Source organism: Porphyrobacter sp. TH134, from assembly GCF_002855495.1.
Classification (GTDB): Bacteria; Pseudomonadota; Alphaproteobacteria; order Sphingomonadales; family Sphingomonadaceae; genus Erythrobacter.
The window spans coordinates 31,687-54,396 of the sequence record NZ_PKRO01000005.1; the positions used below are offsets into that span (position 1 = coordinate 31,687).

Annotated in this window: 22 protein-coding genes; 8 read left to right on the top strand and 14 right to left on the bottom strand. The window is 64.6% G+C overall.

What is annotated here, in order from left to right:
- Window positions 1-8 precede the first annotated feature (8 nt).
- On the bottom strand, window positions 9-1,229 hold the full coding sequence (locus C0V72_RS03675; protein WP_101791875.1) for an argininosuccinate synthase: 1,221 nt from the start codon (window positions 1,227-1,229) through the stop codon (window positions 9-11).
- 73 nt (window positions 1,230-1,302) lie between these two features.
- On the bottom strand, window positions 1,303-2,526 hold the full coding sequence (locus C0V72_RS03680) for an SAM-dependent methyltransferase (RefSeq protein WP_101791970.1): 1,224 nt from the start codon (window positions 2,524-2,526) through the stop codon (window positions 1,303-1,305).
- 114 nt (window positions 2,527-2,640) lie between these two features.
- Here C0V72_RS03680 and C0V72_RS03685 point away from each other — a divergent pair, with 114 nt between their 5' ends.
- The gene (locus tag C0V72_RS03685; RefSeq protein WP_101791876.1) at window positions 2,641-3,060 is read left to right on the top strand and encodes a DUF1801 domain-containing protein; all 420 of its coding nucleotides are present in this window, start codon (window positions 2,641-2,643) and stop codon (window positions 3,058-3,060) included.
- Here C0V72_RS03685 and C0V72_RS03690 read toward each other — a convergent pair.
- The 11 genes from C0V72_RS03690 to C0V72_RS03740 all read right to left on the bottom strand — a co-directional run bounded on the left by C0V72_RS03690 (window position 3,057) and on the right by C0V72_RS03740 (window position 12,067).
- Window positions 3,057-3,806, bottom strand: coding sequence for a molybdopterin-dependent oxidoreductase (locus C0V72_RS03690; protein ID WP_101791877.1), 750 nt, complete (start codon window positions 3,804-3,806; stop codon window positions 3,057-3,059). The two genes, C0V72_RS03685 and C0V72_RS03690, sit on opposite strands and share 4 nt — an antisense overlap.
- Window positions 3,799-4,509 (bottom strand): cytochrome b/b6 domain-containing protein, encoded by a 711-nt coding sequence (locus C0V72_RS03695; RefSeq protein ID WP_101791878.1) that lies wholly within the window; start codon window positions 4,507-4,509, stop codon window positions 3,799-3,801. The genes C0V72_RS03690 and C0V72_RS03695 overlap by 8 nt, the downstream gene beginning before the upstream one ends.
- Window positions 4,506-5,297: an SDR family oxidoreductase gene (locus tag C0V72_RS03700; RefSeq protein ID WP_101791879.1), complete on the bottom strand. Its 792-nt coding sequence runs from the start codon at window positions 5,295-5,297 to the stop codon at window positions 4,506-4,508. Before C0V72_RS03700 ends, C0V72_RS03695 begins: the two co-directional genes overlap by 4 nt.
- Before the next feature lie 160 nt (window positions 5,298-5,457).
- Window positions 5,458-5,895, bottom strand: coding sequence for a glycine zipper 2TM domain-containing protein (locus C0V72_RS03705; protein ID WP_101791880.1), 438 nt, complete (start codon window positions 5,893-5,895; stop codon window positions 5,458-5,460).
- Window positions 5,896-5,994: 99 nt separating this feature from the next.
- Window positions 5,995-6,462 (bottom strand): glycine zipper 2TM domain-containing protein, encoded by a 468-nt coding sequence (locus tag C0V72_RS03710; protein WP_101791881.1) that lies wholly within the window; start codon window positions 6,460-6,462, stop codon window positions 5,995-5,997.
- A gap of 134 nt (window positions 6,463-6,596) precedes the next feature.
- Window positions 6,597-7,238, bottom strand: coding sequence for an MOSC domain-containing protein (locus C0V72_RS03715; RefSeq protein WP_101791882.1), 642 nt, complete (start codon window positions 7,236-7,238; stop codon window positions 6,597-6,599).
- Window positions 7,235-7,831 (bottom strand): class I SAM-dependent methyltransferase, encoded by a 597-nt coding sequence (locus tag C0V72_RS03720; RefSeq protein ID WP_199797766.1) that lies wholly within the window; start codon window positions 7,829-7,831, stop codon window positions 7,235-7,237. The genes C0V72_RS03715 and C0V72_RS03720 overlap by 4 nt, the downstream gene beginning before the upstream one ends.
- Complete coding sequence (rlmN, locus tag C0V72_RS03725; protein ID WP_101791884.1) at window positions 7,828-9,084, bottom strand: 23S rRNA (adenine(2503)-C(2))-methyltransferase RlmN; 1,257 nt, start codon at window positions 9,082-9,084, stop codon at window positions 7,828-7,830. Before rlmN ends, C0V72_RS03720 begins: the two co-directional genes overlap by 4 nt.
- A 74-nt stretch (window positions 9,085-9,158) precedes the next feature.
- The gene (locus tag C0V72_RS03730; protein ID WP_101791885.1) at window positions 9,159-9,638 is read right to left on the bottom strand and encodes a hypothetical protein; all 480 of its coding nucleotides are present in this window, start codon (window positions 9,636-9,638) and stop codon (window positions 9,159-9,161) included.
- A complete protein-coding gene (greB, locus tag C0V72_RS03735) occupies window positions 9,631-10,110 on the bottom strand; it encodes a transcription elongation factor GreB (protein ID WP_101791886.1) in 480 nt (159 codons plus the stop codon). Before greB ends, C0V72_RS03730 begins: the two co-directional genes overlap by 8 nt.
- A 7-nt stretch (window positions 10,111-10,117) precedes the next feature.
- A complete protein-coding gene (locus tag C0V72_RS03740) occupies window positions 10,118-12,067 on the bottom strand; it encodes a lytic transglycosylase domain-containing protein (RefSeq protein WP_233999764.1) in 1,950 nt (649 codons plus the stop codon).
- A 103-nt stretch (window positions 12,068-12,170) separates the two neighbouring features.
- Here C0V72_RS03740 and dapA point away from each other — a divergent pair, with 103 nt between their 5' ends.
- Window positions 12,171-13,058 carry a 4-hydroxy-tetrahydrodipicolinate synthase gene (dapA, locus tag C0V72_RS03745; RefSeq protein WP_101791887.1) on the top strand — a complete coding sequence of 296 codons (888 nt, stop codon included), beginning with the start codon at window positions 12,171-12,173 and terminating at the stop codon, window positions 13,056-13,058.
- Here the strand turns inward: dapA and C0V72_RS03750 are convergent.
- Window positions 13,055-14,119, bottom strand: coding sequence for a succinylglutamate desuccinylase/aspartoacylase family protein (locus C0V72_RS03750; protein ID WP_101791888.1), 1,065 nt, complete (start codon window positions 14,117-14,119; stop codon window positions 13,055-13,057). The genes dapA and C0V72_RS03750 overlap by 4 nt on opposite strands.
- Window positions 14,120-14,222: 103 nt before the next feature.
- On the opposite strand from C0V72_RS03750, the gene smpB reads away from it, so the two are divergent.
- The 6 genes from smpB (at window position 14,223) to recA (ending at window position 22,499) form a co-directional block, all read left to right on the top strand.
- Window positions 14,223-14,705, top strand: coding sequence for an SsrA-binding protein SmpB (gene smpB, locus C0V72_RS03755; RefSeq protein ID WP_101791889.1), 483 nt, complete (start codon window positions 14,223-14,225; stop codon window positions 14,703-14,705).
- Window positions 14,706-14,865: 160 nt separating this feature from the next.
- Window positions 14,866-15,474 (top strand): DUF2062 domain-containing protein, encoded by a 609-nt coding sequence (locus tag C0V72_RS03760; protein ID WP_324761512.1) that lies wholly within the window; start codon window positions 14,866-14,868, stop codon window positions 15,472-15,474.
- Window positions 15,475-15,621: 147 nt separating this feature from the next.
- Window positions 15,622-18,039: a response regulator gene (locus tag C0V72_RS03765; RefSeq protein ID WP_101791972.1), complete on the top strand. Its 2,418-nt coding sequence runs from the start codon at window positions 15,622-15,624 to the stop codon at window positions 18,037-18,039.
- A gap of 91 nt (window positions 18,040-18,130) precedes the next feature.
- Window positions 18,131-19,654 (top strand): DUF4139 domain-containing protein, encoded by a 1,524-nt coding sequence (locus tag C0V72_RS03770; RefSeq protein WP_172438898.1) that lies wholly within the window; start codon window positions 18,131-18,133, stop codon window positions 19,652-19,654.
- Window positions 19,655-19,665: 11 nt separating this feature from the next.
- Window positions 19,666-21,300, top strand: coding sequence for a DUF4139 domain-containing protein (locus C0V72_RS03775; RefSeq protein ID WP_101791891.1), 1,635 nt, complete (start codon window positions 19,666-19,668; stop codon window positions 21,298-21,300).
- Between the two features lie 131 nt (window positions 21,301-21,431).
- Complete coding sequence (gene recA / locus C0V72_RS03780) at window positions 21,432-22,499, top strand: recombinase RecA (protein ID WP_101791892.1); 1,068 nt, start codon at window positions 21,432-21,434, stop codon at window positions 22,497-22,499.
- Window positions 22,500-22,710 lie beyond the last annotated feature (211 nt).

Consider the following 22,710-nt stretch of genomic DNA (forward strand, 5'->3'; position numbering starts at 1 on the left):
GGGTCCGGTCAGGCGTCGCGGTCGCGGCGCGAGAGCAACCGCAAGCGCAGGCCATTGAGCTTGATGAAGCCTTCCGCGTCTTTCTGGTCATAGGCCCCGGCGTCGTCCTCAAACGTCACATGCGCTTCGGAATAGAGCGAGTAAGGCGATTTGCGGCCCACCACGCTCGCCAGACCCTTGTAGAGCTTCAGCCGCACGGTCCCGGTGACCTTGTCCTGCGAATGGTCGATCGCCGCTTGCAGCATCTCGCGCTCGGGGCTGAACCAGAAGCCGTTGTAGATGAGCTCGGCATATTTCGGCATCAGCTCGTCCTTGAGATGCGCCGCGCCCCGGTCCAGCGTGATCTGCTCGATCCCGCGATGCGCGCGGGCGTAGATCTCGCCGCCCGGCGTCTCGTACATTCCGCGAGACTTCATGCCGACGAAGCGGTTTTCGACCAGATCGAGCCGCCCGATGCCGTGCTTGCGGCCCAGTTCGTTAAGCGCCGTCAGCAGCGTGGCAGGCGACATCGCCTCGCCATTGAGCGCCACGCCGTCACCGCGTTCGAAATCGACCGTGATGTATTCCGGCACGTCGGGCGCGTCTTCCGGATTGACCGTGCGCGAATAGACGTAGTCGGGGGTTTCCTCCCACGGATCTTCCAGCACCTTGCCCTCGGACGAGGTGTGGAGCAGGTTCGCATCGGTCGAGAACGGGCTGTCGCCGCGCTTGTCCTTGGGCACCTGAATCTGGTGCTTTTCCGCCCATGCGATCAGCGAAGTGCGGCTGGTCAGATCCCATTCGCGCCACGGAGCAATGACCTTGATGTCCGGGTCGAGTGCATAGGCGCTAAGTTCAAACCGCACCTGGTCATTGCCCTTGCCGGTCGCGCCGTGGGCGATGAAATCCGCGCCGGTCTGGTGCGCGATTTCGACCAGTCGCTTGGAAATCAGCGGCCGCGCAATCGAGGTGCCGAGGAGGTAGTCGCCTTCATACCGGGCATTGGCGCGCATCATCGGGAAGACGAAATCGCGCACGAATTCCTCGCGCACGTCCTCGATGAAGATGTGATCATCGGGGATGCCCATGGCCCGGGCTTTCGCACGAGCAGGCTCGATTTCTTCGCCTTGGCCGAGATCGGCGGTGAAGGTTACGACCTCCAGCCCGCGCTCCACGCTCAGCCACTTGGCGATCACGCTGGTATCGAGACCGCCGGAATAGGCGAGGACGACTTTCTGGGGCTGGGCCATGAGAGGTTTCCTGATGAGAAGAGGCGGGCCGCGCGGTTGCAGCCAGTCTTGCGCTTGTCAAGCAGACGCGCGTTTAGCCCAGCAGGTAATCGCGCGTGATCGGCAGGGCATGGCGGCTGCGGACGTATTGGATCTGGTAATTGCCCATCCCCCCGTTCTCGAACACCGTCGCCGCCCCTGCGAGATAGAAGGTCCACATCCGGAAGAACCGTTCATCATAAAGGGCGATGATCTTGTCACGGTGTTCCATACAGGCGGCATACCACGCACGGATGGTCTTGGCGTAATGCAGCCGCAGCGTTTCCACGTCAGAGGCGATAAGGCGGAATTTCTCGGATGCGGCCAGCGTCTCGGACAGGGCAGGGATGTAGCCGCCTGGGAAGATGTATTTGCGGGTGAAGGCGTCGGTGGTGCCCGGCCCGCCGAAGCGGCCGATGGTGTGCAGCAGCATCACGCCATCATCCGCCAGCATCGTGGCGCAGGCCTGAAAGAATTGCTCAAATTGCGCGCGGCCCACATGTTCAAACATCCCGACCGACACGATCCGGTCGAACCGGCGGCCCGACGCTGCGGTATCGCGGTAATCTTCGAGCAGGATCGTGACCTTGTCAGCCACGCCGGCTGCGCGCACCCGTTCACGGGCGAGGGCGGCCTGTTCTTCGGACAGGGTAATCCCGGTGACGTGGACATCGTGGTGCTGTGCCAGATGGATTGCCATCCCGCCCCAGCCGCAGCCGATATCAAGCACATGCTGGCCGGCAGTCAGGGCGAGCTTTTTGGCAATATGCGCCAACTTGGCCCCTTGCGCCTGCGCCAGCGAGGTCACGCCTTCCGCCCAGTAGGCGCAGGAATATTGCCAATGCTCATCGTCCAGCATCAGCGCGTACAGATCATTGCCGATATCATAGTGGTGCGCGACGTTCTGTTTGGACCCAACGCGATTGTTGATCTGTTCGGCGGCAAAGGTGACGCGGTTGATAAGCCGTTTGACGGTGCTGGGCGGGCCAATATCGCCGCCTTTGTCCCATGGATTGTTGGCGCGAAACAGGCTGACAAAGCCCATCACGTCGCCCTCTTCAATCACCAGGCGGCCATCGATAAAAGCCTCCGCAGCGCCAAGCCGGGGGTCGAGCAGGATGTCGCGCGGAACCCGGTCGTCGGTCAGCCGCACGACGATATCGGGAAAGCCTGCGGCCGGCGCGCCATAGGTGCTGGCGCTGCCATCGGCGAACACCACGCCGAGCTGGCCCTGCTTGACGGCGCGCGATAAAAACCGGTCGAGGAGGGACTTGCTCATCGCGTTCCTTTCATGGTTCACTGGCGTTTGGTTACCGCATCAGGCTGCTTTCGCAAGCTCGCAGTTGCAGCATCGTGCGGGCAAAAAGGGCAAGCATCAGCGAGGCGCGCGCACATGACCACCGGATCACCCGAAGCCTTCCTTGCCGCCATTGAGCCGCAGGCCCGACGCGATGAGGCCGCTGTGCTGGATGCCCTGTTCCGCCGGGTCACGGGCGAAACACCCAAGCTATGGGGTGCAGGCATCATCGGCTACGGCGAATACCGGACCACTTACGATAGCGGCCGCGATGTCCATTGGATGCGCAGCGGGTTCAGCCCGAAAAAGGCAAAACATTCGCTCTACTTGCAAGCTGCCTATAGCGACGCGGCGGCGGCAGAGGCGCAGGCGCGTTTACTGGCGCAGCTGGGCAAGCATGCAATGGGCAAGAGCTGCCTCTATGTGAACCGGCTGGCCGATATTGATCTGGCAGTGCTGGAAGACATCATCGCCGCAGACTGGCAGGCGATGCTGCGACTGCATCCGAAGGACTAGATCCCGGCGTACCACTGGTATCCGGCAACATCTTCCCAGAACCCGCCCTTGCCCTGGCCGATATCATCAAAGCTGGCGACCGCTTCGATCGCCTTGAGATATTTGGCCTGCTTGTAGCCTAGCTGCCGTTCGATCCGCATCCGCAACGGGGCGCCATTCTTTTCGGGCAGCGGCTCACCGTTCAAGGCATGGGCGATTATCGTTTGCGGATGGTAGGCGTCGACCATGTCGATGCTCTCGTAGTAGTCCCGACCATACAGCACGTCAGCGCAGCGAAAGACGATAAAGTTGGCTTCCGGCCGCACCTTGGCTGCGTCCAGCAGCGTCGCCAGCTGCGGCCCTTGCCATTCGCCAATCGCGCTCCAGCCTTCGACGCAGTCGTGCCGGGTGATCTGAGGGCGCTGCGGCAGGGCGCGGATGTCGGCAAGGCTCAGCTGCAGCGGCCGCTCCACCAGCCCGCGCACCTCCAGCTGCCAGTCGGGAAAACCCTTGCCCAACTGCTCCTGATAAAACGGATCGGCAACCGTGACCGAGCCATTCCCCCGGAACGTGGGGGAGCGCTGCGCGCGGGTGTATTCGGGGGCAAGACCCTGCTTGCCCGCCAGCGCGCGGTGAACGGCGCGGTGACCATCCTCAGCGGCTTTGAACAGACTTTTGGCGGTCTCGCTCTCGTTGATCTTGGCGCACGCACTCGCGCCCAAGGCCGCGATCCCGGCGAGCAGCGAACGGCGCGGCAGATCAACCATGGCTAGGGCTTTCGTCTGAGGGTGATGGCGGCGGGGCAGGGGCAGGCTCTGCCGCATGGCACTTGCCGCCGGTGACCATCGCCAGGATCAGCCGCCAATTGGCCAGCGCCAGCGCGAGATGGATGACGAAAAACCCGAAAATGCCCCAGGCGGCGACGAAATGCAGGGACCGGGCACTCTGCCGCCCGCCGAGCAATTCGAGCAGCCAGGGCGCAGCAGCCTGAAAGCCCGGACTGATGGCAAGGCCGGTAAACACCATCAGCGGCAGCAGCACGCCAAACACCATGCCATAAAGAATGCGCTGCACCGGGTTGTACCCCGGCGCTGCTTCCCCGCCGCCATGCGCCTTGAGCGATGCCATTACCGCGCGCAAGCTCCAGTCGCGCGGGGTGGTGGCAAGGTCGCGGCGGAAGTGTCCGTTGGTCAGCATGGCGATCCAGATGAACAGCAGCCCCGCGCCAAACGGCCACGCTGCAACCGTGTGCCAGTCGCGGGCCAGCGCGAGGTTATAGTGCTGCGGAATCGTCGCCCAGCCGGGAAACCGGATCACGTTCAGCCAGGCGTCCTTGGGATCGAACCCGTAATCGCCCCAGTACAGATAACGGTGCGCATTGGAGATGTTCAGCCCGGTCATGAACAGGACGATGATCGCGATGGCATTGACCCAGTGCCACAGCCGGGTCGAGAGCGCGTGCTGCTTCACAAGCTTGCCCCCCGAGCCTGTGCGAGCGCCTGAGCCTGTTCGCGGGCAAGCCATATGACATCGCGCGGCTGGTCCAGCAGATGCTGGCCGCTGTCGATGAACAGGGTCTGCCCGCTGGCCAGCACGCCGCTGGCCAGGAACAGCGCCGCATCGGCGATCTCGTCAGCGCCGGTCTTGCGCCCGAGCAGATTCAGCCGGTGCGAAATCTCGGTCTCGGCTTCATGCTGGTCATGGCTGGCAAGGATGGCGCCCGGCGCAAGGCCATAGACGCGCACGCCGCTGCCCTGATGGCCTTTTGCCAGCATCCCGATGGTGGCGGCCAAGGCGTGCTTCGACATGGTGTAACTGAAGAAATCGGGATTGGTATTCTCGATCTTCATGTCCGTGACATGGATCACGCAGCGCGCCGCCGGGCTGGCAGAATGAGCAATGAAGGCCTGGGCAAGGCGGGCAGGGGCCAGCGCGTTGATCTGCATCGCTGTCCGGTTGGTCGCCGGATCAAGATCCGCCCCGCCATCGTAATCAAACACCGAAGCGGAGTTTATCAGGCAACGCCAGCCGGGCAGCCGCGCTGCAAGCTGCATCACAGATGCCACTGCCGCCGCATCGTCGGCTAGGTCGAAGGCAATTGTCTCGGCAGACGGCAGAGCAGCGGCCAGCGCTTCGGCTGCGGCGCCGGACGTGCGGTAATGGATGACGACATGCCATCCCGCATCCGCAAACCGGCGCACCATCATCGCACCGATCCGGGTTGCTCCGCCGGTGATGAGCACGGCAGGGCGGGTCATGCGGCAGGTTTTGCTGTTTGGGGCATGACGCGGTGCTAACAGGGCGGGGGCCGCGCTTCAATCGGGGAGCGCAGCGCGGCCGTTTCGCCTGTGAATGCAGACCCGGCAAAAACGCCGCTGGCGGCAGGCCAGCGGCATTCGGCGGATCAAATCAGAAAATTCACCGGCAGCGCAGCTCGCCCCGATCAAGCTCGCGGCCGAGCAGCCCGCCGCCAACCGCGCCGAGCAGTGTGCCCACCGTGCGGTCGCCGCGGGTGTCGACCGTGCGGCCCAGCAGTGCGCCGACACCGGCGCCGATCACAAGACCCGTGGTCCCGTTGTCGCGGCGGCAGTAATAATTGTTTCCGTCGCGCCAGATGCGATCCTTGCGGCCCAGACGGCGCGGTTCGTAATAGCGGCCGCGATCATCATAGATCCGCCCACGCTTGCGCTTGCTGTGATCGGCAATGTCGCTGCCCGGCAGAGAAAGGGCTGCGACCCCGGCGAAGGCCGGCGGGGTGGCAGCGGCCGTGCGCGGCAGTTCGGCTGCGTGGGCCGGCACGGCTGCGACCGGCAGCGTGGCAGCGGCAGCGGCGAGAATGATGGCGAAAGTCTTCATGGCAGGTCCTTTGGGGTTGGCTGCTTCTGAGGGGGGGCAAGTGCAAAGGGGCGGAAACAGTTCCAATGGTGCGGAAACCAGTCCCACCCCTGTTGCAAATTAACGGCAGCGGGCTTCACCGCGGTCGACTTCGCGGCCCAGCAGACCGCCGCCGATGGCGCCGAGCAGCGTGCCGAGCGAGCGGTCACCGCGGGTGTCGACCGCACGGCCCGCGAGGGCCCCGCCGATCGCGCCGACCACCAGGCCGGTGGTGCCGTTGTCACGCTTGCAGTAGTAGCGACCGTCATTGCCGCGCCACACGCGGTCATTGCGGCTCAGGCGGCGTTCGCGCTGCCAATCGCGGCGATCTTCCCGCCATTCGCGGCGGTCGGCGCGGCGATCACGGCGCCAGTCGCGGCGATCATCGCGCCAGTCGTCACCATAGGCAGCGACCGGGGTAAAGTCGGCCGGGGCGACGTTGTAGCCTGCGAACAGGGAGGACGGCGCCGCGGGCAGTTCTGCGGCCTGCGCGGGGGCAGCGAAGAACGCCATCGAACCGGCGGCGGCAAGGAGAGCAAGGTGTTTCATAATCCGTTTCCTAGTGGCGGCTCCCCGATGGAGCGACCCCCTTTTCGTTCAGGTTACGCGAACGCAGGATGAACGGCACTTTCAGGAAACCGCCAGATTTGTTCAGGATATGAGGCTTTGGGATGAACCGTTGCTCAGGTGCGGTGGGCTGCGGCCTTGGCCCGCAGACGCGGCGTAAGCGTGTCGAGCGCGGCCAGTTCAGTCAGTTCCTCCGGCGTCGCCTTGCCGGCGACCAGCGCGCGAAACACCCGCGCTACGCTCCAGTCAGTCGCACCGACAGCCACCCGTTCGAGCGTATCGCCAGCGGTCACCTCACCCGGCTCGATCACGCGGAAATACCAGCCGCATCGGCCCGTTGAGACGATCAGCGCGACCATGCCCTTAGCGCCGAAGCGATGTTCGATCTTCCAGCACGGCTGGCGCGGCTGGCTGATTTCGATCAGCGCGGACCCGCAAGCGAAACGGTCGCCGATATGAACCATGTCTTCGGTAAGACCGAACACGCCGAGGTTCGATCCGAACCCGCCCGGCTCGTCCAGCGCGGCATGATCGCCGATCTGGGCCCGCCACCATGCGTGGTGATCGAGCGGGTAGAGGTGCAGGGCCATTTCCGGGCCGCCGTGAACAGAGCGGTCGGCCTGTTCGTCGGGCGCAAGGCCGTCGGCCAGCATCTGTACGGCTCCTTCGCGCGGACGCTTGGCGATTGCGCTGGTTTCTGCGCCGTTGAAGGGGCGAGCGGTGCCGGTGCAGACGGCTTCGACGGTCCAGCGGGTCATGCTTTCCTCACAATAAGGTCGATCCAGTCACGGGTGATATTGTCGAACCCGCCTGCGGTATACTCCCGGGCTTCGGCATTTTCCCAGCCCGGCAGGGCGGCGTATTGCGCAGCGAGCCATGCGGCAGAGGGGAAGTTGTAAAACCGGCCCAGCGAATCGCGCCCTTCTTCCTCGCCGAGTTTGTAGCTGGCGAAGAACCACCCGCCGGGCACAAGCGCGCGGTGGATGCGGGCGAGGACATCGGGCAGCACGGCGCGGGGGCAATGGAGCAGGCTGGCATGCGCCCAGATGCCGTCATAGGCGGCCTCGGCGTCCAGCTCGTCAAAGCGCATGACGCGCGCGCCGATGTTCCAGCGCTCATTGGCTTTCTTGACCATCGCCGGGGTGCCATCCGTGGCATCGACCGTGAAGCCGCGCACGGCAATTCGTGCGGCATCCTGACCGCCGCCGCAGCCGAGTTCGAGGATTCGTCCGCCGGCAGGCAGGCGGTCAAGGAACGGATCGAGTTGGTAAGAGTGCGCCTGTCCGAACTTCAGCACATAATGCGGCGCGCGCGCCTGATAGAAGGCGATTGTATCGCGATCAGCGCTCACGCGTCCGCCGCTGCCTCGGCTGCCTCGCGGTCGCGCTGGGCGCGGGACTTTTTCTCCGCTGCGGTCTTCAACTGCCCGCATGCCGCATCGATGTCCCGCCCGCGCGGGGTGCGAACAGGGGCGGAGAAGCCGCCTTCAAACACGATGGCGGAAAAGGCACGGATACGTTCGGGCCGAGACGTCTCGTACCCCGCACCCGGCCAGGGATTGAACGGGATGAGGTTCACCTTGGCGGGCAGATTGTATTGCTTGAGCAGCCGCACAAGCTCGCGCGCGTCATCATCGCTGTCGTTCTTGTCCTTGATCATCACATATTCGAAAGTGATGCGCCGGGCGTTCGACGCGCCCGGATAGTCGGCGCAGGCCTGAAGCAGATCGTCGATGCCGTATTTCTTGTTCAGCGGCACCAGCTCGTCGCGCACTTCCTTGCGCACGCCGTGGAGTGAGACCGCGAGGTTCACCCCGATCTCCTCGCCGCAGCGCTCCATCATGGGGATGACGCCGCTGGTGGACAGCGTGATGCGGCGCTTCGACAGGGCAAGGCCATCGCCGTCCATCACCAGTTTCAGCGCATCGCGGACGTGATCGAAATTATACAGTGGCTCGCCCATGCCCATCATCACGATATTCGTCAGCAACCGCCCATCGGCGGTGTAGTGACCCGCCTCGTCATCCTCGTCGATCGCGTCGGCATCGCTGACCATGCTGCCCTTGGGCCATTCGCCCAGCGCGTCGCGGGCGAGCATGACCTGGCCGACGATCTCGCCAGGGGTGAGGTTGCGCACCAGCCGCATCGTGCCGGTGTGGCAGAAGGAACAGGTAAGGGTGCAGCCGACTTGGCTGGAGACGCACAGGGTGCCGCGCGTCTCGTCGGGGATGAACACCATCTCGAAATCATGGCCATCGGCGGTGCGCAGCAGCCACTTTCGCGTGCCGTCGACCGAGTGCTGGGCTTCGACCACATCGGGGCGGCCGATCACGAAGCGTTCCGCCAGCCACGGGCGCATCGGCTTGGCGATGTCGGTCATCGCTTCGAAGTCCGTCACGCCGCGGTGGTAGAGCCAGTGGAACACCTGCTTGGCGCGCAGCTTGGCGGCTTTCGCGTCCAGCCCCGCTTCTTCGAACAGTTCGCGGATGCGAGGGCGGGGCAGGCCGATCAGGTCGACGCGGCCATCGGCACGCGGCGTGATGTCGCGCGTGGCGGGAACCGGGTCAACGAGGCCCGGAATAGACATGAGTGCAGTATCGGCCATGAGTAGCGGGCATATAGTCGCAGAAGTGGTGTTTGGCTATCCCCGCCCCGGATCAAGGTGGACGCGGAGAACGTTCAGCGTCTGGCACACCCCACACTCGCCGCATCGATGGCAGTGGCGGCGCCGGCAAGGGCGTAGCGGTCGGTAAACCCGCCGCCCTTGGCGCTGGTGGCCGACACGCTCATCCGGCTTGCCGAACGTAAGACCGCAAGGATGGCCGCGTCCCCGCGCCCGTCGGCGGCCCACGCGTTACGGCCCTTGGCGACGAGATCGAACCGCTTGTCGCCCACGCTTAGCCGCACACGGGCCTTGGGTGCGACCTCGCGGCTCAACACCAGATGCACCGCGCCGCGCACGCCCTTGTCGGGCCACACCGAGACCGTGGCATAGGCGGGCGCGGCGCTTTTCCCTGCGGCCTTGGCAATGGCATAGCAGCGCGCCGGGGCTGCGTCCTTGAACGCAGCCCAGCTTTCGTAAACGCCCAGACTTTCGCGGGCGGATAGCGGCGCAGCGAGAGCGAGGCTGAGGAGGGCGAAAGCGGCAGGCCTAATCATAGCTGATGGCCATGACTTCCCATTCGCGCGTGCCTGAAGGCAGGGCAACCACCCGCACATCGCCCACGCCTGCACCGCGCAGTGCGCGGGCGAGCGGCGCGTTCCAGCCGATCCGGCCCTGGCCTGCGTCCTGCTCGTCATCGCCCACCAGTTGCACGGTCTGGTGGTTGTCATCCTCGTCCGCGATGGTGACCCGCGCGCCAAAGAACACGCGGCTGCGGTCAATCTGCGCGGCAGGATCGACCACGCGCAAGTTCTTCATGCGTTTGATGAGGTGCGCCAGCTCCCGGTCGATCTCGCGCATTTTCTTGCGGCCATAAAGGTAATCGCCGTTCTCCGAGCGATCACCATTGCCCGCCGCCCAGCTGACAATTTCAACGATCGCCGGGCGTTCGGTGCCAAGCAAAAGGTCATACCGCGCCTTGAGCGCCGCCATCCCCGCTGGCGTGATCGGTGGCCCCGCCGGTTTCATCAAAGCCTCAACGCAGGAAGCTGTCGACCGGGCGCGGCAAGCCTGCCTGATCGGGATACATATGCGAATAGGTCACCGCATTGCCGATGACGCGCATGATGTAATAGCGCGTCTCGAAATTGGCGGGGATCTTTTCCACCCAGGTCACCCAGTCGATTTCGCCGCGGCGCGGGTCGCCGTTCAGCTTCAGCCACTGGTTCACGCGCCCCGGCCCGGCATTGTAAGCGCCCACGGCCAGCGGATAGGCCCCGCCGTAATAGCTCATCATGCGCGCGAAATAGGCATCGCCCAGCGTGATGTTGTATTGCGGCGCGCCGGTCAGATCCGCCGCGAGGTAACTCATGCCCAGCTTGCCCGCCTGCTCGCGCGCGGTGCCCGGCATCAGCTGCATGATCCCGCGGGCGCCGGCATGGCTTTCGCGGGTGCGATCAAATTCGCTTTCTTGTCGGCTGATGGCATGGACCATCACCCAGTCGTTGACGGTCGGGGTAGGGACGGTGGGAAAGCCGATCCGCTCCAACCCCGTGAGCCCGTTTTCGCCCGCTTTCATGCCGAGCACCACGGCCAGTTCGTCCAGCCCGACTTCCTTCGCGAGCATCGCTGCCATCAGCATTTCTGTCGGCGTTTTGGCTTCGTCGCCCAAGGCTTCGAAAAAGCGCCGTTCGGTGCGCCAGTCGCGGCGGCTGACAGCCAGTGCCCGGATCGCCTTGACGACCGGGCGCGCTTCAAATTCGGCGCGCACGCTGGCATCCATGGCCGGTTGCGGCAGGCCTGCAAAGCCGGGCATCGGGCGGCCCAGCGCCGACAGGGCGAGCTGCCCGTAGTAGTAATCGGGCCAGCGGGCGGCCATTTCGAAATAGCGCGCTGCCTCCGCCTGATTGCCCGCCTGGCGAGCGGCGCGTCCCGCCCAGAAATAGCCCTTGGCCTTGGTCAGCGGCGTCTTGGCCGCATCACCGTAACGCTGGAACAGCGGCGCTGCGGTTGTGCCGTCGCCCATATCCCACAAAGCGCGCGTGCCGCCCAGCCACATCAGATCGGTCAGCCGGTCGCGCAAGGTGAAGCTCATGTCCGAAAGTTCACTGCCGGGCGCAAACAGATCGTCGGTGCGCGCCGCGATCATGGCCGCATCGCGCGCGCCGCTGGCTTTCGCGAGGCTCAGCAGCTCTCCCACAAATGCCTCGGGGTCGAGCGCGGGGCGGCTGAAGCCGGGACGGCTGGTGAACACCCGCGCCGCTTCATAAGTCTGTCCGGCGCCGCGCAGATGCTTGACGAGATTGAACATGTAACCGGGTTCAGCCTCCGCCCCGGCGGGGACCATCAGTCCTGCGCTTTCGGGCCGGCTGCCGCGCAGCAAGGCCAATCGCGCCAACGCCAGCGGGCGGTCGGCTTCGGCGAGGTTCATGATCTGGCGGGCGGCGGCATCGGCCTTGCCTTGCCACAACAGCGCATCGATCCGGACGGCGTGGTCGTCCGGTGTGAACTGCGTGCCGTAAAGCCCGGAAATATAAAGCTCAACCGGATCGCTCATCGTGCCGCCGCGCCACGCCTTGCGCGCTGCTTCCAGCGCCTCTGGCCGCTGCACGGCGGCCAGCGCCAGCGCATAGCGGGCCCGCGCGGGATTGGTCAGCGGCGGGTTGGCATCAAAGTAGCGAAGGAGATCAGTCTGCGGCGGCGCTTCGTTGTCGAGCGCCGCTTCGGCCCGCAAGCGCAGGATGTCGCTGCGCGGAAAGCTGGGATAGGCGAGCACAAATCCGGCATAGTCGGCAAACATGTGGGTGCGGCTGGCCTGAAGTACTTCCCACCGCGCAATGGCCGCATCCACGCCCGCAGGCTGGCGCGCCACCAAATTATCGTTGCCGCTCCAATCCTGTGCAGCGGCGGGCAGGGCGGTGCAGCCTGCCAGCATGAGCCCCAAAGCAGCATAAATCCGTGAGGAGAACAAAGAAGTGCGGACCATGCTGGACATTGTGCCAATCGGCTCCTTATCAGGCGGTGAACGAGAGAGCGCGGGGCGAGGCCTGCTGCTTTCACTATCTAGCGATGAAGGCGAGACAAAGGCAATGTTCAGCGGATCGATACCCGCTCTGGTGACTCCTTTCCGGGGTGGAACGTTTGACGAGGCGGGCTTTCGCCGGCTGGTCGACTGGCAGATTGAAAATGGCAGCGCCGCACTGGTGCCCTGCGGCACGACGGGGGAGGCGTCCACGCTCTCCAATGCCGAGCATCACCGGGTCATCGAGGTGTGCATCGAGCAGGCGGCGGGCCGCGTGCCAGTGATTGCGGGCTGCGGGTCGAACGACACGCGCAACGCGCAGCTTCACATGACTTTTGCCAAAAAAGCCGGAGCGGCGGCGGGCCTGTGCGTCGCGCCTTATTACAACCGCCCGAGCCAGCGCGGGCTGATCGCCCATTTCAGCTATCTCGCCGAAAACTGCGACCTGCCGATCGTGCTGTACAACGTGCCTGCGCGCACTGTGACCGACATTCTTGATGATACGGTGGTGGAGCTGGTGAGAAAGTATCCCGACCGCATCATCGCCATCAAGGACGCTTCGGGCGATCTATCCCGGGTGGCCGATCACCGCATGGGGATCGGGCGCGAATTTTGCCAATTGTCGGGCAATGACGAGCTGTGGCTGCCGCACGCGGCGGCGGGCGGGCGCGGGTGCATTTCGGTGACGGCGAATGTCGCGCCCAAGCTATGCGCCGAATTCCACGCGGCGATTGCGGCAAACGAATTGCAGAAAGCGCGCCAGCTGAATGACCGCCTGTTTCCGCTGCATTACGCGATGTTCTCGGACGCCAGCCCTGCACCGGTGAAATATGCGCTTGCCCGCGTGCATGACTGGATCGAACCCGAGGTGCGCCTGCCGCTGGTGGAGTGTTCGGACGAGGCGAAGCGCGCGGTTGATGAAGCGCTGGTGAGCGCGGGTGTGATCGGAGCCTAGACCACCTCGTCCTCGTCCAGCAGCCGCTCGGCATTGCCTTGCGGCTCGCTAGCCAGAATCGCTTCGGTGATCGAATCGATTTGCGCGCCGATCCGTTCGGGATGGTCGATTGCGGCAATGTGAAACAGGGCGTCGCCCTGATGCACCACGGGCAGGGTCGCGTGGCCGATGATGATTCCGTCAATCGGGCTGACCACGTCTTCGGGGTCTTCACCGAACAATCCGGCCACCCGCGCCAGCACTTCGCCTTGCCGCACCGGATCGCCCGAGTAGCGCACCATAGCTGCCACGCCGCCGCGCGGGGACCGGACCCATATCGACCGGTTGGCGCGGGCCGGAATGCCCACGTTACGCAGGCCGTCATCCGCCGCGATCATCCCCAGATGCGCAAGCACCCGCTCGACCCCCTCGACCCCGGTTTCGATCGACAAGCGGTCGAACCGCAGGGCCTCGCCGGCTTCAAGCAGCAGCATGGCAACGCCCTGTTTCTGAGCGAGATCACGCAAGGATCCATCGCGCAGGGGGCTTTCGATGATGACCGGCGCCCCGAACGCCATCGCCAGTTCGGTCAGGCGTTTGTCGCCCGCAGCGATGCGGATTTGCGGGAGGTTGTAGCGATGGATCGCGGCCGAGTGGATATCGATGCCAAGCGTGCAACGCGCCACCACTTCGCGGTAAAAGATATGCGCGATCTGCCCGGCCAGCGATCCGCCTGCGCTGCCGGGGAAGCTGCGGTTCAAGTCGCGCCGGTCCGGCAGGTAACGCGACCGGCTAAGGAAACCGAAAATATTGGCGACCGGTACCAGCAGCACCGTCCCCGCCAGCGCCTCTGGCCGGAGCGATTGTGCCAGCCGCTGGATCACCGCCGTGCCGATGATCTCGTCCCCGTGAATGGCGGCGCTGACAAACACCGCCGGGCCAGCCTGCGCGCCGTGCAGCACGCGCACTGCCAGCGACGATGCCGTGCCGGTTGCCATCGTGGTGATCGGCAAGGCGACATCGCGCATGGTGCCAGGGTCGATACTTTGCCCGGCGATGATGAAGGGTTCAGGATTGTTCATGCGGCCACGCCCCCGTGCTGCGAGCGCCAAGCGATAACCTGCAAGCGCGCAAAGCGCAAAGGGCCTCGCTTTTTGCGTCCCGCACACCTACATCGCGCGTCCCATGGCACGCCCCAAACCCATCACCTTCGACAAGACCAAGATCGTCGCCGAAAACCGCCGTGCGCGGTTCGATTACTTTATCGAAGACACTTTTGAAGCGGGCCTCGCCTTGCAGGGCACCGAAGTGAAGGCGTTGCGCGCGGGCGAGGCCAGCATTGCCGAAAGCTATGCCGAGGTGAAGGACGGGCAGGTCTGGCTCATCAATGCCAATATTCCCGAATACAGCCACGGTAACCGCCTGAACCACGAACCGCGCCGTCCGCGCAAACTGCTTCTGCATGAGCGCGAGATCGAAAAGTTCGTCGGGGCGGTCGAACGCAAGGGCATGACGTTGGTGCCGCTGATGGTCTATTTCAACCGCACCGGCCGGGCGAAGGTCGAACTCGCGCTCGCGAAGGGCAAGCAGACCCACGACAAGCGCGCCACCATCAAGGACCGCGACTGGAAGCGTGACAAGGCACGCATTCTCAGGGACCGATCCTGACGCTTGGCTGCTGCGCTCTGTCAAAAATAGTCACGCAGGGGCCGATTCACCTACTGGTCAGCACTGGCATGCTACCCATATGGACACACACCATGTTCGCCCGTCTGAACTTTCGCGTTTCTGACGCCCCCCTGCCGTGGCAAGGCGCCCGTGCATGAGCATGGCGCCCAAACCTCCTAAGCCGACGATTTCAGCCCGGTCGAAGACCTGGGCGATGGACCTGATCCGCAAAAACACACCCACGCGTGAAGAGATGGCCGAGAACAAATATCTCGCCCCGATCGCTCACCGTTTTCTGTCGCCGGAACTATGGCGGTTTACCCGCCGCTCGGTGCCGCGCGGGGTTGCGCTGGGGCTGTTCGCGGCCTTTATCATCCCCATCGGGCAGATTTTCCTGTCGGCCTTTCTCGCGCTGCCAACCCGCGCCAACGTGCCTTTGGCGGCCTTGATGACGTTTGTCACAAACCCCTTCACGCTGCCCTTCTGGATGGCGATCGCTTACAAGATCGGCGAATTCGCGCTGCGGGTTGATGCCAGCGTCCCGGCGATGGCGGCGACCAAGGTCAATTCCGGAACCTGGGCCTTTTTGACCGATGCCTATGAGGTCGCAGGCGCCACTGTGGTGGGCTATCTGGTGCTGTCATTTGCCACGCCGGTGATCGGATATGTGCTGTCCGGCTGGGTCTGGCGCGCTGTGGTGTCTCGTAAGCGGGCCAGACGGTTGAAGGTGATGGAAGCGCGGCTCGACCAGCGGCTCGGCACGCAGTAGGAGGCATGGCTCGCACTGCTTGCCAATTCTGACTCACAGGAGCCCGCCCGCTTGTCTCGCCGCACTGGCCCCGATCCGAAATTGTCCGGCCTCATCGCCAATGCCGGCCGCGTGGTCGAGGCGCCGCCGGTAAATCTGTTGCTGCTGCTGGGCGGGGCGCTGGTGGCAAGCGCGGCGGTGCTGTTTGTCGCCACGGGAAGCTGGCTGGTGGCGCTGGCTTTTCTGCTGGCAACGGGCGTGCTGCTGGGCGGCATCGTGATGCTCGACCGTACGCGTACCGCGCCGGAAGGGCAGGTGCTGGCCGCACCGGATTGGAGCGTCACAGTCGCCGCGATTGAGCGTGCAGGCGAAGCGATCGCCATCACCGACCGCGCCAATCGCATGGTCTGTGCCAATGTATTTTTCCTCGACAGTTTTGGCGCCGGGGCCGCCCCGCCGGCCCTGCCGCTCGGGCGGGCAGGGCAAGAGGCGGCGGGTTTGCTGGCGCGCAACGCCTGGCGCGACGGGATGGCATCGCTGGATGACATCGAAGCGCTTGATGAAACCCGCTGGCAGGTCTCGGCTACGCGGGCAGGGCGCGGCGACGATCATCTGATCTGGCGCTTGAAGCCGATAGCGCGCGCACGCGGGGATGATCTGAGCGCGCTCGACCTTGCCGGGCCGTTTGGCAAGATGCTGAGCCGGGCGGGGATCGAGACTGCAATCACCACAGCCGATGGCGTGATCCGCGCTGTCAGCGCCGGGTTTGCCGAGCGGGCGGCCGGTGATGAACGCGCGACCTTGATGGGGCAGGATTTTGTAAGCTTCCTGCGCTCTGATGAGCGGGACCGGATTTTCTTTGCCCGCGAGGGGCGCGGCGGGACGCCGCAGACGTTGGTGGATATCCCGCTGGTCGACCCGGAGGAGCGCGTCACGGCCGCTGGACCGGACGAGGCGACATCCTTGATGCTGCTGATAGATTCGGGTGTCGGTATCGGCAGCGGTTTCGACGGTGCAGCGCAAGCGGGTGTGGCGCAACTGGATGCGCTGCTGGCGCAGCTGCCGCTGGGCCTCGCCATGACTGACCGCGACGGGCGCTTCCTGTTCGGCAACGAGGCGTTCCTGCGCAGCGTTGCGCGTGAAGGACGCGGTCTGCCGCAGTTCCCGACCGATCTGGTGGTGCGCGAAGACAAGGCGGCCATGTCCGATGCGGTGCGCCGCCACGGGCGCGGGCCGTCGACCAGCGGCGATGTGACGGTTCGGCTGGTGGGCAGTCCGGAGGAGCCGGTCAGCCTCGGCCTAGCCGGTGTGCGCGGGCTGGGCGAGGCCGCGGTGCTGTTGTCGCTGGCTGATACCTCTCAGGAAAACCAGCTGCGCCGTCAGGTTGCCCAAGCCACCAAGATGCAGGCCGTGGGCCAGCTGGCGGGCGGGGTCGCGCATGATTTCAACAATGTGCTGACCGCGATCATCGGCACCTGCGATCTGATGCTGCTGCGCCATATCCCGGGCGACAGCGATTATGATGACATTCAGCAGATCCGTGCCAATTCCAACCGCGCTGCCTCGCTGACGCGGCAATTGCTCGCCTTTTCGCGCCAGCAGACCCTGCGGCCCGAGATTATCCAGCTGCCTGACGTCATCAGTGAAGTCAGTCCTCTCATTAAGCGGCTGCTGGGCGAGAAAATCACGTATTACGTCCAGCACGACCGCAATCTGGGCGCAGTGCGGGCCGATCCGCAGCAGCTGGAACAGGTCATCATGAACCTGGCCGTCAATGCGCGCGACGCGATCCAGTCACGCGGTAACGGGCAAGGACGCATCTCGCTCTACACGCGCACGTTGCAGGCCAAGCAGGTGATCCAGCTGGGGTCTGAGGTATTGCCAGCAGCCGATTACACCGTGCTGATCGTGCAGGACACCGGCGGCGGCATTCCGCCCCACGTGCTACCGAAGCTGTTCGAACCGTTCTTCACCACCAAGGAGCAGGGCAAGGGCACCGGGCTCGGCCTGTCGACCGCTTACGGGATCGTCAAGCAATCGGGCGGGTTCATCTTTGCCGACAACATCACCGATAAGGCAGGGCACCCTACCGGGGCGCGCTTCACCGTCTATTTCCCCGTCCATCGCGGCGAGGCGCCCAAGAAGCGCGAAGCACCGCCGCTGGTGTCGTCCGACTGGTCGGCGGGGGGCAAGGTGCTGCTGGTCGAGGACGAGGATATGGTGCGCACCGTGGCCGAACGCGCGCTGGTGCGGGCGGGATATGAAGTCACCGCCTGCGCCAATGGTGAAGAAGGCCTCGCGGCGATCACCGAAGGCAAGGCGCAATTCGATATTGTCGTGTCTGACGTGGTGATGCCCGGCATGGATGGCCCGGCGATGGTACGGGCGATTCGCGCCCGGTTACCCGGCATGCCGGTGCTGTTCATGTCGGGCTATGCCGAAGAACAGCTGCGCCGTGACATCGACATTGCCGACATGCACTTCATCGCCAAGCCGTTCAGTGTGGCGTCCATCGGCGACAAGGTCGGCGCGGTGCTGCGCGAGGCGCGGGCGCTCGAAGGTGCGAAGCAAGGCGCCGGAGCCTAGCGCGCCAGCAGCGGGGCAGTGCTCCATTCACCTTGGATAAAGCCGCCAAGTCGTTCATCCTCGGCCCGGAGAAGGTTACGAGGGGAATGGGATGCAACTGCGCGCAATTCGAATCGCTGGCGGAGTATCGGCCGCCGCTGTGCTGGCCGCCAGCGCCGCTGCGCAACCCGCGCCCGAAACGGCATCCCAAACCGCACCTCAAACGGCACAGGGCGAGGTGGCGCTCACGATCTACAACAACAACCTCGCGCTGGTGCAGGATGTCCGCCAGATCGCGATTGCAAACGGCGCTAGCCGGGTGGAGTTTCCCGACGTTTCGGCCCAGATCCAGCCCGAAACGCTCAGCTTTGCAGCGGCCAACACCACGATTGCCGAACAGAACTTTGATTACGATCTGCTTACCCCGTCCAAGCTGATGGAAAAGGCGGTCGGCCAGACTGTGACCTTGCTGCGCACCAATCCTGCCACCGGCACTGAAACGCGCGAGCGAGCGACGGTGCTGTCCACCGCCGGCGGCGTCGTGATCCAGATTGGCGACCGGATCGAGGTGCTGCGCGATGATGGCCTGCCGGTGCGGGTGATCTTTGACCAGGTGCCGCCAAGTCTGCGCGCGCGGCCCACGCTGTCGGTCAATCTCGCCTCCACCCGCGCAGGCACCCGTCCCGTCTCGCTGCGCTATCTCACCAGAGGGCTGGGCTGGAGCGCCGATTACGTCGCACTCTATAACGAGGCTGCCGGCACCATCGACATGCAGGGCTGGGTGACGCTGACCAACACGACCGGCACCACCTTCCACAACGCCGACACTGTGCTGGTCGCTGGCAATCCCGCTGCTGGCCAAAATGGCGGGGGCAACGGCTATGGCTATAACGAGCGCGGCATGACCCGCGCCGGAACCGAAACCGCGGGCCGCGAGCGGCTGGGCGATTTCTACCTCTATCCCATCAGCGGTCGCACCACGGTCGCCAATGCCCAGACCAAGCAGGTCAGCTTTCTCGATGTGCAGGCCGTGCCAGCGCGCAAGGTCTATTCGGCGACCATCGGCTGGGAGCAGAACGACGAGGAACCCCGTAATGCCGAAAGCCGTCTCGCCTTTTCCACCGCGCGCGGATCGAGCCTGGGCGATGCGCTTCCGGCAGGCACGGTGCGGTTCTATCAGCGCGACCGCGAAGGCACGCCGCAGTTCATCGGCGAAAACGGGATCGGCCACACCCCGATGGGCAGCGAGCTTTCGCTGGTGACTGGCGAAGCCTTCGACATCACTATCAAGGCCGAAGTCGAAAAGCGCGAGATGATCACCGCCGCCGAATGGGAACGCAGCGCGCGTTACCGCGTGTTTGAAGGGGGGCGGCAGGTCAGCGAAGTCGAGATTGATCGGCCCAAGACATTCTACCGCACCACCATGCGCTACACGCTCACCAACGCCAAGGCCGCCCCGATCGATGTCGAGCTGGCCCAAACCGGCCTCAGCCGCGGCTGGTGGGGCAATGACACCCGCGTCACCGCCGAAGACATCGTCGGCACGCAGGCCAACGCCGACCGGCGTCAATATGTCGTCCCCGTCCCGGCATCGGGCGAGCGGGTGATCCGCGTCACCTACGAAACCCGGTATTGAGGGGCGGGGCGATGCGCTCCGCAATCGTGGGCCGACCGATCCTTGCGCTTGTCGCCATGCTGGCAGGCGTCGCCGCCCCGCCGCTGGCCGCGCGCGAGGTGGTCGATGCGGCGGCGCCGTCCGACCTGTCGGTTACGATCTACCGCGATCCCGACCGCGCCCCGGACGCGCCGCTGGCCCGTGACAACCCGCAAGGCTTCGCGATGATCAGCGAAACCCGGCGCGTAACCCTGCCGCCTGGCGAGACGACCATCCGCTTTGTCGGGGTGGCTGAAGGTATGATCGGGATCTCCGCCATTGTTACGGGCCTGCCGGGCGGCACGATCGAAAAGAACCGCAATACCCAGCTGCTTTCGCCGGCCGCGCTGGTGGACGGCACGCTGGGCAACCGGGTCACGATCACCCGCACCAACCCGGCCACCGGCGCTGTCACCAGCCAGCAGGCGATCATTCGCACCCGCGCCGATGGCGGACTGATCTTGCAAAGCGATGCGGGGTTCGAAGCTGTGCGCTGTGCCGGTCTGCCCGAAACCCTGTCATTCAGCCGCATCCCTGCCGGCCTGTCGGCCAGTCCGGTGTTCTCAGTCGACACGCGCTCGGATACCGGCGGCACTTATGATGTGACGCTGACCTATCTGGCGTGGGGGTTTGACTGGCAGGCCAATTATGTCGCGCGGCTGGCGCAGCAGGGCGGGGCGGGGGAATTCGGCCTCAGCCTGCTGAGCTGGCTCACCCTCGTCAATGACAACGCGCAGAGCTTTGATGATGCGCGGCTCCAGATTGTTGCGGGCAAGCTGAACGTGACCAGTGATTACGAAGGGCTTGCCGATCCGCCGCGCGCCGATCCCTTGCGGCTGACCTGCTACCCGATTGGCAGCACAGCCGCCGGATCGCCGGTCGGCTATCCGCCTCCGCCGCCTCCCCCGCCGCCACCGCCGATGTATGCGCCAGCGCCGATGATGGCAGCCGAAGCCGTGGTAGTGACCGGCGCACGCATGCGGGCCGAAAGCGCCGTGGTAACCGCTGCGGAAGAAAATCTTGGCGATCTCAAGCTGTTCCGTGTGCCCGGCCGGGTGGATGTGGCGGCCAGCGGGATGAAACAGGTCGCCTTTCTCAATCAGCCTGCGGTCAAGGCGCGGTATCTCTATCAGGCGGGATGCGATCCGGCGGGACGCTTCGATGCCATTGACGCTCAGCCCGTGCCGGCGGGCCTGCTGCTGGTGACCAAAAACGAACAACGGCGCGGTCTTGGCATGGCGCTGCCGCAAGGCACCATGACCCTCTACGAACCGTCACCGCGCGGCGACGTGCTGGCCGCGACGGCCAATTTGCGCGACTATGCCAGCGGGCAGGAAATCGAGCTGGAACTGGGGCAAAGCGCGCAGGTATTTGCGCGCTGCGGCGCGATCAGTGCCGATGGCGCTGCCACGGCCCCGCGCCGATGGACCAAAATGCGCGCGGTGTTCAGCAATGCCAATCCGCATCCTGTGACCATGCGGCTGCGTGTGGGATATGCCGGGCAATCGGACATCCGCTTTCCGGGCCACAAGGTGGTGGTCAAGAACGGCTATCAGACCGCCGAACTGACCCTGCCTGCCAATAGCGAGCGCAGCATCGATTGGCAGCTTCGTCCGGCAGTGCCCTAGGCCATTGGCCCTGCTGTAGGAAATTTTCGTTCCCCACTTGTTCCAATAGAACAAATGCGATACAAGCGTGTCCAAGGGCTTGATTGTCGATACTTCGCAATCGCCCCTAGGCAAGTGAAGGAGCGCATGCGATGGCTACGCAATTGAAGCTGGTGGAAGAGGACAAGAAAGCCGTGGACCGTCAAAAGGCGCTCGAAGCCGCGCTCGCTCAGATCGACCGTGCGTTTGGGAAGGGTTCGGCGATGAAGCTGGGCTCGAAGGAAACGATGCAGGTCGAAGCCATTTCGACCGGGTCGCTGGGTCTGGATATTGCGCTTGGCATCGGCGGCCTGCCGCGCGGCCGGGTGATTGAGGTTTATGGCCCGGAAAGCTCGGGCAAGACCACGCTGGCGCTGCATGTTATTGCCGAAGCGCAAAAGACCGGGGGCACTGCCGCCTTCGTCGATGCAGAACACGCGCTTGATCCGGTCTATGCCAAAAAACTGGGCGTCGATATTGACGAGCTGATCGTGTCGCAGCCCGATACCGGCGAACAGGCGCTGGAGATTGTCGATACGCTGGTGCGTTCAAACGCGATTGATGTGCTGGTGGTCGACTCGGTCGCGGCGCTGGTGCCGCGCGCGGAAATCGAAGGCGAGATGGGCGATTCGCACGTCGGTCTTCAGGCCCGCTTGATGAGCCAGAGCTTGCGCAAGCTGACCGGTTCGATCAGCCGTTCGCGCTGCATGGTGATCTTCATCAACCAGCTGCGCATGAAGATCGGGGTGATGTACGGAAATCCGGAGACCACCACCGGCGGCAATGCGCTGAAGTTCTATGCCAGCGTCCGGCTCGACATCCGCCGCACGGGGCAGATCAAGGACCGCGACGAAATCACCGGCAACGCGACCCGGGTAAAGGTGGTCAAGAACAAGGTCGCCCCGCCGTTCAAGCAGGTGGAATTCGACATCATGTATGGCGAAGGCATCTCCAAGATTGGCGAGATCATCGATCTGGGCGTCAAGGCAGGCCTGGTGGAAAAGTCGGGCAGCTGGTTTTCCTATGATTCGATCCGGATCGGGCAGGGCCGCGAAAATGCCAAGACATACCTGCGCGAACACCCTGAGGTTTGCGACCGGTTGGAAGCTGCGATCCGCAGCCGCACTGACAAGGTCGCCGAGGAAATGATGGTGGGGCCGGACGCGGACTCCGACGACTGATCCTCAAGCGGGCAACAGGGGGCGTTGCGCTCCTTGCCCGGAAAACCGTGAAGCCGGCCACGCTTCCCTCATTCGGGTAGTGGCCGGCTTTTCGCTGCCGGTTTCAAGCTGAAGCGTGCCCCTGCCAAACCGTTCCAGGCCCCGTCGTGACCAGCCTTGCCGTGGTCTTGGCCCCATCCAGCCCCCCGTTTGACGCCGCGATTTTGCGCAT